The sequence below is a fragment of the Terriglobales bacterium genome (assembly GCA_035651655.1).
In the GTDB taxonomy this organism is placed as follows: Bacteria; Acidobacteriota; Terriglobia; order Terriglobales; family Acidobacteriaceae; genus DASRFG01.
The window spans coordinates 118326-134833 of sequence record DASRFG010000025.1 but is presented as its reverse complement, the minus strand read 5'-3'; the positions used below and the strand labels follow the sequence as shown (position 1 = coordinate 134833).

Annotated in this window: 16 protein-coding genes; 9 read left to right on the top strand and 7 right to left on the bottom strand. The window is 57.5% G+C overall.

The window, feature by feature from the left end; translation table 11 throughout:
* Positions 1 to 215 precede the first annotated feature (215 nt).
* On the top strand, positions 216 to 845 hold the full coding sequence (locus tag VFA76_12720) for a sigma-70 family RNA polymerase sigma factor (GenBank protein ID HZR32702.1): 630 nt from the start codon (positions 216 to 218) through the stop codon (positions 843 to 845).
* Complete coding sequence (locus VFA76_12715; GenBank protein ID HZR32701.1) at positions 842 to 1099, top strand: zf-HC2 domain-containing protein; 258 nt, start codon at positions 842 to 844, stop codon at positions 1097 to 1099. The genes VFA76_12720 and VFA76_12715 overlap by 4 nt, the downstream gene beginning before the upstream one ends.
* 36 nt (positions 1100 to 1135) lie before the next feature.
* On the opposite strand, the gene VFA76_12710 is transcribed toward VFA76_12715, so the two are convergent.
* Positions 1136 to 1597, bottom strand: a complete 462-nt coding sequence (locus VFA76_12710; protein HZR32700.1) for a hypothetical protein — start codon at positions 1595 to 1597, stop codon at positions 1136 to 1138.
* Between the two features lie 289 nt (positions 1598 to 1886).
* On the opposite strand from VFA76_12710, the gene VFA76_12705 reads away from it, so the two are divergent.
* Positions 1887 to 2126 (top strand): hypothetical protein, encoded by a 240-nt coding sequence (locus tag VFA76_12705; GenBank protein HZR32699.1) that lies wholly within the window; start codon positions 1887 to 1889, stop codon positions 2124 to 2126.
* A 342-nt stretch (positions 2127 to 2468) separates the two neighbouring features.
* Entirely contained in the window at positions 2469 to 4295 is a 1827-nt protein-coding gene (locus tag VFA76_12700) for a heavy metal translocating P-type ATPase (protein HZR32698.1), read from the top strand.
* A 56-nt stretch (positions 4296 to 4351) separates the two neighbouring features.
* On the opposite strand, the gene VFA76_12695 is transcribed toward VFA76_12700, so the two are convergent.
* The 4 genes from VFA76_12695 to VFA76_12680 all read right to left on the bottom strand — a co-directional run bounded on the left by VFA76_12695 (position 4352) and on the right by VFA76_12680 (position 9034).
* Positions 4352 to 5296, bottom strand: coding sequence for a universal stress protein (locus tag VFA76_12695; protein HZR32697.1), 945 nt, complete (start codon positions 5294 to 5296; stop codon positions 4352 to 4354).
* A 531-nt stretch (positions 5297 to 5827) separates the two neighbouring features.
* On the bottom strand, positions 5828 to 6964 hold the full coding sequence (locus VFA76_12690; protein ID HZR32696.1) for a M48 family metallopeptidase: 1137 nt from the start codon (positions 6962 to 6964) through the stop codon (positions 5828 to 5830).
* A 135-nt stretch (positions 6965 to 7099) separates the two neighbouring features.
* Entirely contained in the window at positions 7100 to 7540 is a 441-nt protein-coding gene (locus VFA76_12685; protein HZR32695.1) for a hypothetical protein, read from the bottom strand.
* 132 nt (positions 7541 to 7672) lie between these two features.
* A complete protein-coding gene (locus tag VFA76_12680) occupies positions 7673 to 9034 on the bottom strand; it encodes an inositol-3-phosphate synthase (protein ID HZR32694.1) in 1362 nt (453 codons plus the stop codon).
* A 217-nt stretch (positions 9035 to 9251) separates the two neighbouring features.
* Here VFA76_12680 and VFA76_12675 point away from each other — a divergent pair, with 217 nt between their 5' ends.
* Together VFA76_12675 and VFA76_12670 are read left to right on the top strand one after the other, a co-directional pair.
* Positions 9252 to 10208 carry an EamA family transporter gene (locus VFA76_12675; GenBank protein ID HZR32693.1) on the top strand — a complete coding sequence of 319 codons (957 nt, stop codon included), beginning with the start codon at positions 9252 to 9254 and terminating at the stop codon, positions 10206 to 10208.
* A 56-nt stretch (positions 10209 to 10264) separates the two neighbouring features.
* Positions 10265 to 11260: an aldo/keto reductase gene (locus VFA76_12670; protein ID HZR32692.1), complete on the top strand. Its 996-nt coding sequence runs from the start codon at positions 10265 to 10267 to the stop codon at positions 11258 to 11260.
* A gap of 18 nt (positions 11261 to 11278) precedes the next feature.
* Here VFA76_12670 and VFA76_12665 read toward each other — a convergent pair whose 3' ends face one another.
* Entirely contained in the window at positions 11279 to 11941 is a 663-nt protein-coding gene (locus VFA76_12665; protein HZR32691.1) for a DedA family protein, read from the bottom strand.
* Between the two features lie 119 nt (positions 11942 to 12060).
* A complete protein-coding gene (locus VFA76_12660) occupies positions 12061 to 12285 on the bottom strand; it encodes a hypothetical protein (protein HZR32690.1) in 225 nt (74 codons plus the stop codon).
* A gap of 517 nt (positions 12286 to 12802) precedes the next feature.
* Here VFA76_12660 and VFA76_12655 point away from each other — a divergent pair.
* The 3 genes from VFA76_12655 to VFA76_12645 all read left to right on the top strand — a co-directional run bounded on the left by VFA76_12655 (position 12803) and on the right by VFA76_12645 (position 16507).
* A complete protein-coding gene (locus VFA76_12655) occupies positions 12803 to 13543 on the top strand; it encodes a chlorite dismutase family protein (protein HZR32689.1) in 741 nt (246 codons plus the stop codon).
* Positions 13543 to 14412, top strand: coding sequence for an endonuclease III (gene nth / locus VFA76_12650; GenBank protein HZR32688.1), 870 nt, complete (start codon positions 13543 to 13545; stop codon positions 14410 to 14412). The genes VFA76_12655 and nth overlap by 1 nt, the downstream gene beginning before the upstream one ends.
* 124 nt (positions 14413 to 14536) lie before the next feature.
* A complete protein-coding gene (locus tag VFA76_12645) occupies positions 14537 to 16507 on the top strand; it encodes a S9 family peptidase (GenBank protein HZR32687.1) in 1971 nt (656 codons plus the stop codon).
* Position 16508 lies beyond the last annotated feature (1 nt).

The following is a 16508-nucleotide window of genomic DNA, read 5'->3' as shown; positions in this document are numbered from 1 at the left end:
TCGATATTCGCTATTTGTTCGTCCCGTCAGAGAGAACGATTTCTATACACAATTTGAATAAAAACAGAGAGTTGGGAGTTATAACCATTGACTACTGTAAACGTCCAAAAGAATAGAGGGAATGCGTGTCTCCAATTCAGCAGGACACTAAGGAAACGGGTAAAATGAATCCGCAGATTTCAGGCCCGGACGCAAGCACAGAAATTGAATCCACCATGGGAACCCTTCCATCCAAAGTGAGTGAACCAGTAAGCGAAGAGATGCAGCTGGTTCGGGCCGCCAAGAAGGGCGATGTAGGCGCCTTCGAGGACCTGGTTCGGCGTTACGACCGTAACGTCTTTCGGATTGCGCAGCACATTACGCAAAACCGTGAAGACGCTGAAGACGTAGTGCAGGACGCGTTCCTCAAGGCCTACAGCAATCTTCCCCAGTTCCAGGAGCAGAGCAAGTTCTACACCTGGCTGGTGCGCATCGCGGTGAACGAGGCGCTGATGAAGTTGCGGCGCCGGCGGCCCGAGCGAATGGTTTCGCTCGACGAAGAAGTGAAGACGGAAGAAGACTCCATGCCCCGCGAGGTGGCGGACTGGAGCCCGAATCCCGAGCAGCTTTACAGCCAGTCAGAACTGGGCGACATTTTGCGGAAGACCATACAGGGGTTGCCCGCAGGGTTTCGTACCGTGTTCGTGCTGCGTGACGTAGAAGGACTTTCAACGGAAGAAACCGCGGAGGCTCTTGACTTGAGCATTCCTGCCGTAAAATCACGTTTGCTGCGGGCCCGCCTTCAGTTGCGCGAGCGACTGAACCGGTACTTCAGAAAACGCCAAGGCGGAGATGGGAACCAGTGACCTGCTCTGAGTTTTTGAAGGAGCTTACAGATTACCTGGACGACGCTCTCGACGAGCGAATGCGAGCAGATTTGGAAGATCATCTTGCCTGGTGCCACAACTGCTACGTCGTCTGCGATACCACCAAGAAGACCATTGAGATCTACCGCGATCAGCAACTCTACGAACTCCCCGAAGATTTAAGAGGGCGGCTGCGCTCTGCCATCATGCAAAAATGCGCGGAGAAAAAGAAGGCTGGGCAGCACGACGCTTGATCCCTCAGCGGCTCAAGCCGCTCTCTTTCAAAAGGCCTAACGTTTGCTCTCCTTCGAGTGACGCTCGATCAGGCGCTTGGTCAAGATAACCAGGCCGAAGATTTGCGTCCATTCTGAAACGATGTTGCCCACCACCTGCCCCCATTTGGATTCCGAATTCATCATGGCGTAAGCGACCGCCCAGCCGATTCCCGTCAGCAGCAGGAAAATGGTGAGGGAGTGATCACGAATTAATTCCCATACCGGGCTGAGGAGCCGTCCGCCAGGAGGGCGCCGGCTCTCAGCCGATCCGACCTCGTACATACATGTGGTCGCGAGAACCATGACCACCACACCAGCCCAATCGGCAATGGCATTGCCGAAAAAAGATCCGAGGTGGGTGCTCTGGTCGGAGAGACTGTAAAGCACGATCCAAGATATGAGAATCAGGACAGAGGCGATGCCGAGCGAGTGCCGGTGAATGAAGTCTCTTTTGCGGTGAGGGTTAGTGTTTGCCATTCTCGGGTAACCTTTTAGCTCCAAGTTCCAGTTTTGAAGCACCTGATTGGCGATAATACCTTGACTGCCAAGAAGTTAGGTAGAGGAACGTGGTCAGCGGCGAGCCCACTTTCAACATACATTTATATGATGCGAAGTGATTAGAAACCTTTTTGACGGGCGCGGAATCTAAGTAGCTGGATTGAGAGTAGCTGAATTAACTGCATGTGACCCAGCACACAGACTGGGAACAGCAGGTTGGCGTGGAATGCGGGCTGAGCATTGAGTGTTTGTCTTCCGGGGGTGGTAAATGTTGTCCGCACTTTGGGATGTGTTCTTCGGCTGCCATCACAATAACTACAGTTTTCCTATGAGCAGTAAATCGGTGAAGCAGCGCTCTGCCGCGGCCACAGAGACGGGGACGTATGTGGTGTGTCTGGATTGTGGCCAGGAATTCGCCTATGACTGGCGGCAGATGAAAGTGGTGTCGCGGATTCAGCCAGCCCCCGCAGCTGTGCCCAAAGCGGCGCATTCGTTTGCGGTGAAGTAAACCGGCCTTACGCGTCTGCCTGTCACACCCTGCCCGCCACAATGCAAGAGTTTAGGGAGCCGGCCACTATTCTCCCGATCTGCATTGTTGCTGTCTTACGCGAACCCTGCCAGAGCTGATAATTCCGTAGCGCTCCCCTGTGCCTTCCAATTGGCCAACAAAATCAAATGAGACTACCCTGAAAGAGATCACCGACTGCGGTGATAAGGGTCACGTCTACACCTGGTTTTCGCCCTCAATATGTAATCAGGAGATCGGTTTCTGAGTACGACTTCAGCCTCCGAGCTGGCACGTAGTCCGGGGCCTTCGCCTGGGAAGGGGCCGGAGCGCTCCTGGTCGCAGTTGGGTGAGACTTACATAGCTCTTCTGGCCGTAACCAGCATTTTGACCTACCTGGTCCTCCGTTACTTTGCCGGCGTCCACAGAGATTTCTTTCTCATTCCCCTGTACGTAACCCTCATAGCGGGAGGGGTGCCACTGTTGATAGGTTTGGGCCGAAAACTTGCGGTTGGCGATTTCGGCTCTGACTTGCTGGCTGGCATCTCCATCCTGGCCTCGGTAGCAATGGGACAGCATCTGGTGGGCTCGATCATCGTGTTGATGCTCTCGGGTGGAACCGCCCTGGAACAATATGCTTCTCGTCGCGCCTCATCCGTCCTTCATGCTCTGGCTCAACGCATGCCCCAGATTGCGCACCGCCAGCGCGGCTCCGCAATCGCAGATGTTTCTCTGGAGCAGATAGCGATCGGCGACACACTGGTCGTCTTTCCGCATGAGATCTGCCCGGTTGATGGGGTTGTCACAGCTGGCGATGGCGCGATGGATGAGTCATATCTGACAGGTGAGCCCTACGTGATCTCGAAGACCCTCGGCTCCAAAGTACTCTCCGGTGCAATTAACGGCGATAGCGGGCTCACCATCAGAGCTGAGAAGCTTCCAGTTGATTCGCGATACGCCAGCATTATGCGTGTCATGCAGGAAACCGAGCAGAAGCGGCCACGCTTGCGGCGCATGGCCGATCGCCTGGGGGCCTGGTACACACCCCTCGCGCTCGGGATCGCGGCGCTTGCGTGGTCTTACAGCGGCGACCCACTCAGGTTTCTGGCCGTGGTGGTCATCGCTACGCCTTGCCCGTTGCTGCTGGCTATTCCTGTCTCCATCATCGGCGCTATTTCGCTGGCTGCGCAGCGCGGCATCATCATCAAGAACCCCGCGGTGCTGGAGCAGATCTCCCGGTGCCGTACTGTGATCTTCGATAAGACTGGAACGCTTACCTATGGAAAGCCGACTCTCGATAACATCATTCCCGCGTCAGGTTTCAACAGCCAGGAAGTGCTTCGTCTGGCAGCGAGTCTGGAGCGCTATTCCAAGCACCCCTTGGCGGAAGCGGTATTACGAGCTGCGCGCCGCGCCCATATAGTTTCCGATCCTGTAACCCAGGTATCAGAGAAGCCGGGTCAGGGACTTGAAGGCCTGGTGGGTGGTCGGTCGGTGCGCATCACGGGGCGCAATAAAGTAATAGACAAGGAACTTGCGTTGCCGCCGGTAGTGAGCGGATTGGAGTGTCTGGTTTTCATCGAGGGCGCGTATGCCGGCGCGCTACGCTTTCATGATGTGCCGCGAGGCGAAAGCAAGCCGTTCCTCCGCCATCTGAAACCTCGGCACAATGTCGAGAAACTAATGCTGATCTCGGGCGACCGCGAATCTGAAGTCCGTTACTTTGCTGCGCAAGTTGGGATCGAGGAAGTGCACGCCGGGCAAACTCCCGAGCAAAAAGTGCAGCGGGTTGAGCAGGAGGTTAAGAGCGCACCCACATTGTTCGTCGGCGATGGAATTAACGACGCACCAGCCCTCATGGCGGCCACCGTCGGGGTGGCCTTTGGGGTGAATAGCGACATAACTGCCGAAGCCGCCGACGCCGTAGTTCTTACCACGTCACTCGGTAAAGTAGATGAACTGTTCCATATTGGCGCGCGACTGCGGAAGATTGCGCTGCAGAGCGCAATTGGAGGCATGTTTGCCAGCGCGGTTGGGATGGCGGCGGCGGCCTTGGGTTATTTACCACCGCTTGAGGGAGCCATCGCCCAGGAGATTATTGATTTCGCAGCCGTGTTGAACGCCGTGCGCATGGCACTGCCAGTGAGGACCTTGACTGATTTTGGCAAGTAGCACCAGACGCAAAGGAAACCGGCGGCCGAAGCCGCCGGTTTTATTGTTGCTCGGATTCAACCACGAACCGTCAGCACCGGGCAGGCGGCGTGCGCAATCACTCGGTGCGCCGTTGCCCAGGGAAGATGGATGGCGGCACCCATGTGGCCGTCCGCAGGCCGCGCGCCGAGCACGATCAGATCCGCACTTCTTTCAGAGGCGGTCTGCAGGATGCAATCGGCAGGTGAGCCATACTTGACGACCGGTTCGGGTGAGCACCACAGATCAGCATCATCGGGCACGAGTTCACTCAACCGGCTCAACGTCCAATCCACTGGCCCTGGTGTTCCGTAATCCTCGTGCTTCTCTATGACGTGCAACAGCGTGAGGTGGCTTTGAAATTCTTGTGCCAGGGACACGGCGAAAGCCGCCGCAGCCGGCGTTTTTGATCGGAAGTCGGTGGCGTAGAGAATTTCACCGATTTCAACGTAAATTGGCGCAACGTTAAGGCTTTCGCCTCCCAGCATTGGCAAGCGGGCTTTCCCGGAAACGTTCGGCCCGACGGTCAGCACGGGGCACGGCGCCTGGCGAAATATCTCTTCGGCCACAGAGCCGACCAGCAACTTGCCTACCCCGGTGCGACCGTGGGTGCCGATGATCAGAAGATCAATATTTTCCTTGAGAATGATCTCCGAAACTGCCTGCCATACGCTCCCAGTGCGGATGTGACTATGGTTGGGAATATGCCCCAGGCGAATTGCCATGCGCCTGAGTTCCCCTTGCGCTTCCTGGCGTACGGCCTCATAGGTCGGTGTAGCGGCAATTGGCGCCATCATTCTGGGCGCCAGTGGGTAAACCATTTCCGGTATGACATGGAGCGCATGCAGCGTGCTGCCGTAATGACGGCAAATCGCCATGGCATAGGGGAGAGCTTGGCGGGAGGCTTCGGAAAAATCAGTGGCAAATAACACGTTCTTCACAGAAATCTTGGTACTGGTCCTCGTCGCTTCGAGAGTTGGCACAGGACACCTCCTAGAGTGAAATTTCACGGCCAATCAAAAATGGCGTAGTGAGCGCGATTACAATTGCGTGTCCAATTTCATACCCGGCCAGATGCTGCGGCTGTGGGCCGCGTCACCTTGCAGTGTGATATTGCGCACAAGCCGTTACAGATTCCCCTTGAACAACGCTGTGCTGCCGGCTGCTGGAGATCGTGGCTGCGGCGGCGGCCACTTTGGGCGAGGAGTGCTGGCCAGACTTTCACCGGCCATCATTCGAAGAAAAGCTGCTGAGTGAGGAGACCAGAAACAATCTGGATGCAATCAAGGATGCACTCCAAGAACGCAAACGTCTCATGCGTTCAGCCCGCTGCCGCCGAATTGCTTTTTGCCGAGCATAATTCAGCTGGAAAAGGAAAAGGGAGGCGGAAAAGCTGAGTAGCGGCGATAGGAAGACATGCGACTGAAGAAATCTAGACCGCAATGCGTTAAAGCAGCGGGCGCCAGCCGCCCGGTTTTATGAGCAATCGTTGGTTAAGTTAATCATTGGTTTGGTTAATCGTCGGTACGCCGCTTAAGGGTGGGACGATCGTCGCCCTTGCCATCTTTTCCGTCTTTGTCTTTATTCTTGGCGGCGGTGCGGCGGAGGCTGGGACGATTATCGTTTTCGGTATCAAGACCCTTGCGGCGGTTTTCGAGCGCAGCCAGTCGCGCCTTGACCTCGTCGAACTCTGAAGTGCTCACCACATACTGATTGCGAGCGGGAAGAATTCGCGCGATCTCTTCCTGGCTCTTGCCAATGCGGTCGGGCGTCTGGGGATGGGAAGCGAAAGTCTTGTCCCAGAATCCCGGCTTCTTCTTTTCTTTTGCTTTGAGCTTTTCGAAAAAGCTGATGAAGGCTTGGGGATCGTATCCGGTCTTGTACATGTACTGCACGCCGAGATAATCGGCTTCAGCTTCCTGGCTGCGCTGGAAGGTGAGGAACGTCATTGGGAGACCGATGCCGGCGGCCGAGCGCACCGCGTATCCGATGCCGCCGCCCACGAAGATGAGCGGGATGGAGGCGATGTTCAACAGCTGGCCCTTGGTCATGGCGTGGGCCCAGTGACGCGCGGCGACGTGCGCGATCTCATGCGACATTACGCCGGCAAGTTCTGCTTCTTCGTCGGCCGCGAGGATGAGACCTGAATTCACGTAAAAGAATCCGCCGGGCAGCGCCATGGCGTTGACCACGTCGGTGTCAATGACCTTAATGGTGAACGGGACCTTGGCGTCGGAGTTGCGCACCAGGTTCTGGCCGATGCGGTTCACATACTCGTTAATGACGGGATCCTGAACTAACTTGACGCTGGCTTCGACTTCCTGGGCGTACTGCTTACCAATGCGGATTTCTTTCTCGATGGAGTAGAAGCTGAGGCCGTTACCGACACTGCGGTTGCCGATGGCGTCCACATTGTTTTTTCCTGCATGCTTGGGCTTGCCTTTGTCGGCGGAGTCATCGGCTGAAGTTGCCGGCGGTGTTGAATCCGGGGGCGGCTGAGTCTGGTCCACCTGCACCGGAGTTGGGCCTTGCGCCTGCACCCCCTGGTCGCTGGAAGTTTGATTTGGCTGCTTCTGATCGGACTGCCCGATCATCCACTGGCTGGTGAGAAGCAAAAAGAACAGCGCCACTGCCGCCCGGCGGTACTTCATAAGGGTCTCCTGTGAGCTTCCCTGCAGGGGATTATACCCGGGGGGAGTTCCGCACCTACTCACAAACTTCTAACCAGTTGGACGCGGGATAAGGGCCTAAAGATACCAAGTTGTGGAGCGAGAACTGCCGAAAAACTAGGTTTTAGTGGGCCAAGGCTTGGGGTGGATCGGATCAAATTCGGGGTCTTCACTTTCCTCGGCAGGTGGCGGCTGGCGACGGTGGACCATCTTGCCGGGTTTCTTGAGGATCTCCACGCTCTCAGCGCGCCACTCGCCATTTCCGTCTTGCTGTGCCGTGACCCGGACCTCAGTTCCCCGCTTCAGACCGTGCCGCGGCTGCTTCTGGCGGGACCTCAGAGGAACGTCGGTGCTGTAGAAAACACGGGCATTGGTGATCTCGGCGCGGCGGAGATTGCCGTTCTGTCCCTGAACGTAGATCCAGCCGGGTTTCTTGTCGCCTTCGGGCGGAGAAACGATGGTGCCGCGAAAAGTACCCGAGGTACCGGCCAAAAGAGCGCTGCCGCTGAACAGGAGGAATGAAATCAGGCCCAGTGATCGTGTGCGCAGCAACCACATGCGCAACTAAGATGCTCGAAGTGTGCGCAAAGCGGCCTTATTTTTCCGGTTTTGGAGGGCGGATTCACGGGCACGTCCTCTGGAACTCGGCCTGGAGGGCCGGTTTCAGTGGGCCTGTTTCTCCCGGCGAACTCAATCGTAGTATTCGAGGCCGAGGTGGGTAATGAGTTCCTCGCCTTTCAAGTGGCGCAAGGTGTTCTTGAGCTTCATGAGCTGGATGAAGAGGTCGTGCTCGGGATAGAGGCCGGGAGCGGTCATCGGCGACTTGAAATAAAAGCTGAGCCATTCCTGTATGCCGCGGCCACGCAGTTCTGGAGTGCGCTGCGCCAGGTCGAGAAAGAGCACGAGATCGAGTACGAGCGGGGCTGCGAGGATGGAGTCGCGACAGAGAAAATTCACCTTGATCTGCATGGGGTAGCCCAACCAGCCGAAGATATCAATGTTGTCCCAACCCTCTTTGTTGTCACCGCGCGGAGGGTAATAGTTGATGCTTACCTTGTGATAGAGATCGCCGTACAAATGAGGGTAAAGCTTGGGCTGGAGAATCTGGTCGAGGACGCCGAGCTTGGATTCCTCCTTGGTCTTGAAGGAATCCGGATCTTCGAGCACCTCGCCGTCGCGGTTACCCAGAATGTTGGTGGAGTACCAGCCGCTGAGGCCCAACACGCGGGCCTTGAATCCCGGGGCGAGAATGGTCTTGAGTAAAGTCTGGCCGGTTTTGAAGTCCTTGCCGCAGATGGGTGCCTGGTTGCGGCGCGAGAGCTCCTGCATGGCGGGAAGGTCGGTGGTGAGATTGGGCGCGCCATTGGCAAAGGGCACACCTTCAGAGAGCGCCGCGTAAGCATAAATCATGGAGGGCGCGATGCTCTCGTCGTTTTTGGCGAGCGCCTTCTCGAATGCCGCCACGCTGGCGTGCGCCGGGCCGGGGGTCAGGAAAATTTCGGTGGAACCGCACCAGATCACGATCAGGCGATCGGCGCCGGAGCGCTTGCGGAAGTCGCGAATGTCGTCACGGACCTGCTCGGCGAGGTCCATTTTGTTCTTGCCTTTCTTGACGTTGGGGCCGTCGAGCTTGCGTACGTAGTTGCGGTCGAAGACAGCTTTGCGGGGCTTGATGGACTGCAGAAAAGGCTTGATCTGGTCGAGCAGGCTGGTTTCGAGCACGCCGGCGTTGACGGCCGAGGCGTACATGTCATCTTCAAACAGGTCCCAACCAGTGAATACCAGATCGTTCAACCCGGCGAGCGGAACGAAATCGTGGATCTTGGGCGAGCGGGCCTCAGTGCGCTTGCCGAGACGGATGGTACCGCCCTGAGTCAGCGAACCGATAGGCTCGGCAATCTTGCGACGGACGGCTTCTACGCCGGCGACGAAAGTGGTCGCCACCGCGCCCATGCCGGGAATCATGACTCCGAGTTTGCCTTTGGCGGGCGCTATCTTGACCGAATCTGGGTTGCGGGACTGCGAGGATGCACTCTTCTGCCGTGTGGCCATGAGTTCGAGACTTCCTTATGAGAATTTTGTTAGGAAAGCAAACCAGCTATGTTCTCGAATTGAGGGAGGAATTGCAAATGTGGACAGAAGAGCTCACCACAAAGGACACGAAGTACACGAAGGAGAATCAGATTCCGTAATCACAGGGCGGGAAACTATCCCCGCAAAATAGAGAAGCTGCCGCGGTGCTCAAGGCATCTTGTGATAGGAATCGTTTATGGAAGCTCCATCGCATCGCCCCACTTGGAAGACCCTGCTGGCTTTCTCAGTCATCTATTTTGTGTGGGGATCGTCATTTCTTGCGATCAGGGTGGGCGTACTCGAAGTTCCGCCGTTGATTCTGGCCGCGATACGCTTCCTGATTGCGGGAGTGTTTCTTTACGGGTGGATGATCGCGCACGGCGAGCGATCGCCGACCCGGCGTCAATGGATTTCCGCGTCTCTTCTCGCCGCACTGATCTTTGTGTTCGATTACGGGCTGTTGTTCTGGGCGGAGCGGCGGGTGCCTTCCGGCGTGGCTGCGGTGATGATGGCCACGATTCCGGTGTTCATGGCGCTCGCGGAAATTATTTTTCTGGGCACGCAGAAGCTCACGCTGCGTTTGGGAGTCGCGCTCTTGATCGGGATCGCCGGCGTGGCGGTGCTGATGAGCCGTTCATTGCACCTGAGCGGCGCGCCCATTGACCCGCGGAGTGCGGCAGCGCTGCTGGTTGCAGCCATCAGCTGGTCCGTTGCCTCGATTCTGCCGCGCAAGCTACAGCTACCGGCTTCCAAAGTGATGAGCTCAGGAGCGCAGATGCTTCTTGGCGGCGTGTTTCTGACGGTGGCGGCGGGCGCGCTAGGCGAATTCCGTGATTTTCACCCGGCGACGGTCTCACGTGGCGCCTGGTTTGCGCTGCTCTACTTGATTGTGGCAGCGTCCATCGTCGGATTTACGGCCTACGTGTGGCTGATTCACCATGAGTCGCCGACCAAAGTCGGGACTTATGCGTATGTGAATCCGGTGGTGGCGGTGCTGGTGGGATATTTCGTGGGCGGCGAGGCGCTTGGCCTGCGAACCATTCTGGGGGCGGGCTTTGTGCTGATCGGCGTGGTGTTGATCACTACGACGCCAAAGGTGAAGACGGCTGCCACACTCGAGGTGGAGAATGAGCCGGAGGTGGTGGGATCGTAATGGCGTTTCCTAGCTTTTCGGCGAAAGCAGAGGGAATTCGGAGTCCAGGAGAAACAATGGAAAAGCGCAAACTTGGAAAAAGCAACTTGGAAGTTTCCGCCATGGGGCTGGGCTGCATGGGAATGAGCTATGGCTTGGGCCCGCCTGCGGACAAGAAGGAGATGATCTCGCTCATTCGGACCGCCGTGGAACTCGGCGTGACGTTCTTCGATACCGCCGAAGTATATGGCCCGTTCACAAACGAGGAGCTCGTGGGCGAAGCGCTTGCTCCTTATCGCCGCCAGGTAGTGATTGCGACCAAGTTCGGCTTTGCGCCTAATCCCAACGACGGCGGTAAGTGGACCGCTCTAGACAGCCGGCCAGAGCACATCAAAGCGGTAGCCGAGGGCTCGCTCAAGCGACTGAAGACGGATGTCATTGACTTGTTCTATCAGCACCGGGTTGACCCTGACGTGCCGATCGAAGATGTCGCGGGCGCGGTGAAGGAGTTGATCCGCCAGGGCAAAGTCAAGCACTTTGGACTTTCTGAGCCCGGCGTTCAGACCATCCGCCGCGCACACCGAGTTCAGCCAGTGACGGCGATCCAGAGCGAATATTCGCTGTGGTTCAGGCGCCCTGAACAGGAGGTATTGCCGGCACTGGAGGAACTTGGGATCGGATTTGTTCCCTTCAGCCCTCTGGGTAAGGGCTTTCTCACCGGCAAGATCCACGAAAACACTAAGTTCGATAACAGCGACTTCCGCAACATCCTGCCTCGCTTTACACCAGAGGCTCGAAAAACCAACCAGGCCATGGTTGATTTGCTCAGGAAGATCGGAGAACGAAAGAAGGCGACTCCTGCTCAGATCGCGCTTGCCTGGCTGCTCGCTCAAAAGCCATGGATCGTTCCCATCCCCGGCACCACCAGGCTGGAGCGTCTGAAAGAAAACATCGGAGCAGTTGAAGTGAAGCTTACGCCTGACGATCTACGTGAGATCGACAGCGCTTCGTATGAGATCAGGGTGGAAGGGGCTCGATATCCGGATAAATTTGAGCAAATGACGGGTCGTTGAGCGAGGCGCGGGCGCACGCTAGGCTACCGGCGTTTGCTGTGACTTTTCTTCTCCGGCACGAATTCTTCCCCGCCAACGCGACCAGACGAAGAGGATTATTCCAACCACAATCACCGCGAGGATGATGGCATCGAAGCGATGGAACCAGGTTTTGAGTCGGGGATCGGTGTCCCAACGCTCGCCTAGTTTCATCCCGACAAACGCCAGGCCGAGGCACCAGGGAAAAGATCCCACAAAAGTGTAGAGGTGGAAGCGGCCCTGCGGCATGCGGGCGACACCCGCGGGCAGGGCGATGAATGTGCGCACCACCGGCAAGAGACGGCTGATGAAGACGGTGATGCTGCCGTAGCGGGCGAAGAAGCGGTCGGCCCAATCGAGTTCGTGGCGGCTGAGCAGGAGATAGGAGCCGTACTTTTCGACCAGTGGGCGGCCGCCGTAGTACCCGACCGCGTAAGCGATGGCGGAACCGAGATTGCAGCCCAGCGCCCCCGCGACGGCGACCCAGAGCAACTTGAAGCGGCCGGCGTAAACCAGGTACCCGGAGAACGGCATGATGATCTCCGAGGGCAATGGAATGCAGGCCGACTCGATGGCCATGAGGGCGACGATGCCCAGGTATCCGCCGGCGGAGATCACGGAGATGATGAAGCCGCTAAGCGCGGTGATGATTTTGGAGACCATGGAGGTTGGATTATACGGGTTCCCTCAGCGGCTAAAGCCGCGCGGGCTTGGGAGCGATGTTGCGCAGCGCTGGAGCGCAGCTCCACTCGAGAAGCTGGTTGTTTTCAGCTGGATTGAGGTTAGAACTGGCCGTCCTGGGTGAAGGTGTATCCCGGGAGGCTGGCGCCCTCGCCGTTCTTCTGGACCTTGACCCGGATGCTGTCGTTGGTGGTGGCGCTACCGTCGGCATGGCGCAGAATGGCGTATTGGGCGAGCACCTCGTTGTAGAGCTTGGTGACCAGGAAGTTCTTTCCATTCCTATCGTTACGCCAAACTTGTCCCAACTGGATGGACTTCACCGACATGGAGTGACTCCTCAATTCAGATTAGCCGCAGGTCAAGCGGGGGTCAATTGGCGGAGGAGTTACGAAGGTGCAGTTCCGGTAACGCTTGGGGCGGTGAAGTGGTTACCTCAGCGGCTAAAGCCGTGGTGTGGGGTAAGGTTTCGCAGCGAGCGGCGCGGCTGGAAGGCGCGCCCTTTCAAAGACAAATTGCGGTCGTTAGGTGTCGCCCCGCCGGGGCTCTGGTATTTTTTATGACGCGTTCCCAGCGCTGAGGGCTGGGCTAAATTCTGTGCCGCCCTGCCGGGCTGGTGTGGAGTGCTGCGCGACATCCATTCCTAATTATCATCTGGCACGTGCCTCGTCGGCTAAAAGCGGGCGCCCTTTCAAGGACAATCGAGTGCAGCGGAAGGAGAGCTGGAAGCCGCGCCCTTTTAAAACCGCCCAAGAGCGCAGGGCAGCTGAGTTTGGTCGCGGTCCGCGGGGCATCTAACCCGGAGAGTAGTTTCTGCTAACATTTATCGTTCTTCTGGGGGCATTAATGGCGCAGGCTATCAAGTCGGAGCCGCAAAGCAGCATGCCGGGTGGCCAGGAGTCGCGCCGCCAATTGGTAAGTTTTTCATTTTATAAAGTGATGCCCGAGTGGCGCCGGCTGGCGCATGCGGAACGAGATGAGCATCGTCGGGAAGCGGCCGAGGTGCTGCGACGCTGGTCAAGTTTCGGCGAACTGCGGTTGCTTACCTACTCGACGGTGGGTATGCGCGCGGACTGCGACATGGTGCTGTGGCGCATCTGCTACTCGCTCGAATGCCTGCAGAGCATGTCGCGGGAGTTGCTGGCGACACGGCTGGGAGGATACCTCGAGACCAAGTATTCCTACCTGGCGATGACCAAGCGCATGCAGTACGCCATCAAGTCCAGCCGCGAGCACGACGACGAGCGCGGATTCGTGAAAGCCGGAAAGGCGAAGTACCTATTTGTGTATCCGCTCCGGAAGACGCGCGATTGGTACCAGCTGGTGTGGGAGGAGCGGCAGCGCATCATTAATGAGTACATTCAGGTGATCGACGAATTTCCACGGGTGCGCTTCCACATCGCCTACTCTTTTGGAATTGACGATCCGGAGTATGTGCTGGCGTATGAGAGCGACTACCCGGAAGATTTCCTGGATATGGTGCAGCAGTTGCGCGATACGGAAAACAGCGCATACACAGCAGTGGACACCCCGCGAGTGACCTGCGTGCAGACGTCGGTAGAGGAAATGCTGGAGCGGTTGGGCTGATGGCGCGTGGCATTGTTCCCCGTCAACCGACCAAAAGCGGACGGCAGGCGGGAGTGAAGCGGGCCACACCGCGAGGCACGCCGCCTCAAGCACGAAGTTTTAAGTCTGGAAACAACCCAGTGCAGTTCAAATCGGCTGCCGGTCAAGCGGCAGCGGCAAAATACCAAAAACCATCAGGGCAGAAAAAGTTTGGCTACGATCCGGTTGCGCCAGAGCGCCTGCAGGAGATTCTTAAACGCCTGGACCAGACCTATCCCGGGGTGACTTGTGCACTGAATCACAAGAGCGCCTGGGAGCTGCTGGTAGCAACGATTCTTTCGGCGCAGTGCACCGATGTGCGGGTGAACATGGTGACCCCCGAGATCTTTCGCAAATATCCCACGCCGCAGGCTTTTGCCCAGCTCAAGCCGGAGCAGCTCGAACCCGATATTCGCTCAACTGGTTTTTTCCGTAACAAGAGCAAATCGGTGGTGGGCGCGGCTAAGAAACTGATTGCAGACTTCGGCGGCCAGGTGCCAGACGAGATGGACAAGCTGCTCACCATTCCGGGGGTGGCCCGCAAGACCGCGAACGTGGTTTTGGGGACGTGGTTCGACAAAGCTGAAGGCGTGGTGGTTGACACGCACGTTCACCGGATCGCGCGACGCCTGGAGCTGACCAGGAACGATGACCCGCAAAAGATCGAACAGGACCTGATGAAGGTGATCCCGCGCGAGAAGTGGATCCAGTTTGCTCATCAGCTCATCTGGCACGGCCGCAAGCTGTGCCTGGCGCGCCAGCCCAAGTGTGCCGATTGTCCGCTGGAAAATATCTGCCACGCTGCCGACAAGACCTGGTCAACAGTCGAGATCCATAAGGCGGCAAGGTAAGCTGCGGGTCGAATAGGGAAACCAGGGACCTCGATAGCAGCATGAGCGTACGGGAGTCTTAGGGATTCCTCGCTGCGCTCGGAATGACAATCTTACAAGTCGTAGTTCACTGGAAGAATCAAACATGCGAATCAAGTGTAGCTTTGTTATGGTCATATTCATGAGCACGCTTACCCTCGCCCAGCAACTCGCCACCCCGGCGGCTATCGCCCACCCGCTACAGATCACCAGCAAATCCAAAGCCGACGTGCAGAGACTCTCGGTGGAGAAGCTGTTCATGACCCGCAGCCTGGTAGGTACGGCTTGGTCGCCGGATGGTAAAACTATCGCTTTCGTGACCAACATCAGCGGGCGAAGCAATATCTGGACGGTGCCGGCGGAAGGCGGTTGGCCGGTGCAGCTCACTGTAAGCAATCAGCGGCAGTTTTCGCCGGCGTGGTCGCCTACAGGAAAATGGATCGCCTACATGTCCGATTACGACGGCGACGAGCAGTGGGACATTTTTGTGGTATCGCCGCTGAACGGCGATGTGATCAACCTGACCAAGACGCCGGATATTGCTGAAGAGTCCCCGACGTGGTCGCCGGACGGGCAGCAGCTGGCATACATAGTGAAGCCGAAGACTTCCTCGAGTTATGAGATTGAGGTGATGGACGTGGTCACGCGGCAGGTGCGGCACTTAACCACGAACACGCCTAAAGACCGCGGCAATGTCAGCCCGGTGTGGTCGCGCGATGGGAAGTGGATCGCGTACACCCAGGTGCACGCCAAACCGACGGATTCGGACATCTTCGTGGTCGAGGTGGCGACCGGAAAAAGCACCAAGGGCACGCCGCATACGGGGGAGCATCTTTACTCCGCGAGCGATTGGTCGGCGGATGGCAAGAAGTTGCTGATCACCTCTGATGCCGGAAACGGGTATCTGAACGTGGGGCTGCTCGATATCGTTTCGAAAAAAATTGACTGGTTGACGCAGGACAAGTGGGAACTGGAGGGCGGAACCTTTTCGCCGGACGGAAAGACCGTCACGTGGACTGCGAATGTGGATGGCAACACCGATATTTATTTTCACGATCTCGCCACCGGACGCACAGAAGCCCTGCCACTGCCGAAGGGAGTCAATTCGCTGGGCGGAGCAGAGTCGGCGTTCACGCGCGACGGATCGCGTCTTCTATATAGCCATAACGGGCCGGATGCGCCGGGAGACGCCTGGGTGTACGACGTGGCTTCGCGGCAATCCCACCAGGTGACGCACTCGCTGGTGGCGGGGGTGCGCAGCGAAGACATGGTTGCACCATTTCTGGTGCACTACCCAAGCCGCGACGGTAAGTGGCAAATCTCGGCTTTGGTTTATGTCCCCTACAATGCGCAGCGCAATAAGCAGAATGCGGCGGTGGTGTACGTGCATGGCGGCCCGGCGTCGCAAACCATGAACGGCTTTAACCGCGGGGTGCAGTACCTGGTGAACCAGGGGTATCTGGTGATCGCGCCGAATTATCGCGGGTCAACCGGCTTCGGCAAGGAATTTCAGCAGGCCAATTTCTTCGACATGGGAGGCGGCGATCTGCAGGACGTGCTGGCGGCCGCCGACTTTATTTTGAAGACCGGATTTCCCGATCCCAAGAAACTGATTGTGATGGGCGGCAGCTACGGCGGGTACATGAGCATGATGGCGGTGACCAAGGCGCCCGAGGTGTGGGCGGCGGGCGTGCCTATTGTTCCTTTCGTGAATTATTTTACGGAAGTGGAGAACGAAGACCCGGTGCTGCGTGAATACGATCTGGCGACGATGGGTGATCCGGTGAAGAACAAGACATTGTGGCAAGACCGCTCGCCGATTTATTTTGTGGACCGCATCAAAGCGCCGCTGTTGATTCTGGCCGGGGGCCACGATCCCCGCTGTCCGAAATCGGAATCGCAGCAGGTGGCGGATGCCATCAAGAAACGCGGCGGCGTGGTGGAGTTGAAGATCTACGAAGACGAGGGGCACGGATTTTCGCGGGTAGAAAATCAGATTGATTCGTGGAAGCGCATTGGGGATTTTGTGAAGGCGCATGTTCCACCGGCAGATTGCGGGTGCACACTGAAGGAGTAGC

Coding starts and splice junctions, on each gene's coding strand:
- VFA76_12720 (HZR32702.1), top strand. CDS start 216: ATGGGAACCCTTCCATCCAAAGTGAGTGAACCAGTAAGCGAAGAGATG.
- VFA76_12710 (HZR32700.1), bottom strand. CDS start 1,597: ATGGCAAACACTAACCCTCACCGCAAAAGAGACTTCATTCACCGGCAC.
- VFA76_12705 (HZR32699.1), top strand. CDS start 1,887: ATGTTGTCCGCACTTTGGGATGTGTTCTTCGGCTGCCATCACAATAAC.
- VFA76_12690 (HZR32696.1), bottom strand. CDS start 6,964: ATGAAGTACCGCCGGGCGGCAGTGGCGCTGTTCTTTTTGCTTCTCACC.
- VFA76_12685 (HZR32695.1), bottom strand. CDS start 7,540: ATGTGGTTGCTGCGCACACGATCACTGGGCCTGATTTCATTCCTCCTG.
- VFA76_12680 (HZR32694.1), bottom strand. CDS start 9,034: ATGGCCACACGGCAGAAGAGTGCATCCTCGCAGTCCCGCAACCCAGAT.
- VFA76_12675 (HZR32693.1), top strand. CDS start 9,252: ATGGAAGCTCCATCGCATCGCCCCACTTGGAAGACCCTGCTGGCTTTC.
- VFA76_12670 (HZR32692.1), top strand. CDS start 10,265: ATGGAAAAGCGCAAACTTGGAAAAAGCAACTTGGAAGTTTCCGCCATG.
- VFA76_12665 (HZR32691.1), bottom strand. CDS start 11,941: ATGGTCTCCAAAATCATCACCGCGCTTAGCGGCTTCATCATCTCCGTG.
- VFA76_12660 (HZR32690.1), bottom strand. CDS start 12,285: ATGTCGGTGAAGTCCATCCAGTTGGGACAAGTTTGGCGTAACGATAGG.
- VFA76_12655 (HZR32689.1), top strand. CDS start 12,803: ATGGCGCAGGCTATCAAGTCGGAGCCGCAAAGCAGCATGCCGGGTGGC.
- nth (HZR32688.1), top strand. CDS start 13,543: ATGGCGCGTGGCATTGTTCCCCGTCAACCGACCAAAAGCGGACGGCAG.
- VFA76_12645 (HZR32687.1), top strand. CDS start 14,537: ATGCGAATCAAGTGTAGCTTTGTTATGGTCATATTCATGAGCACGCTT.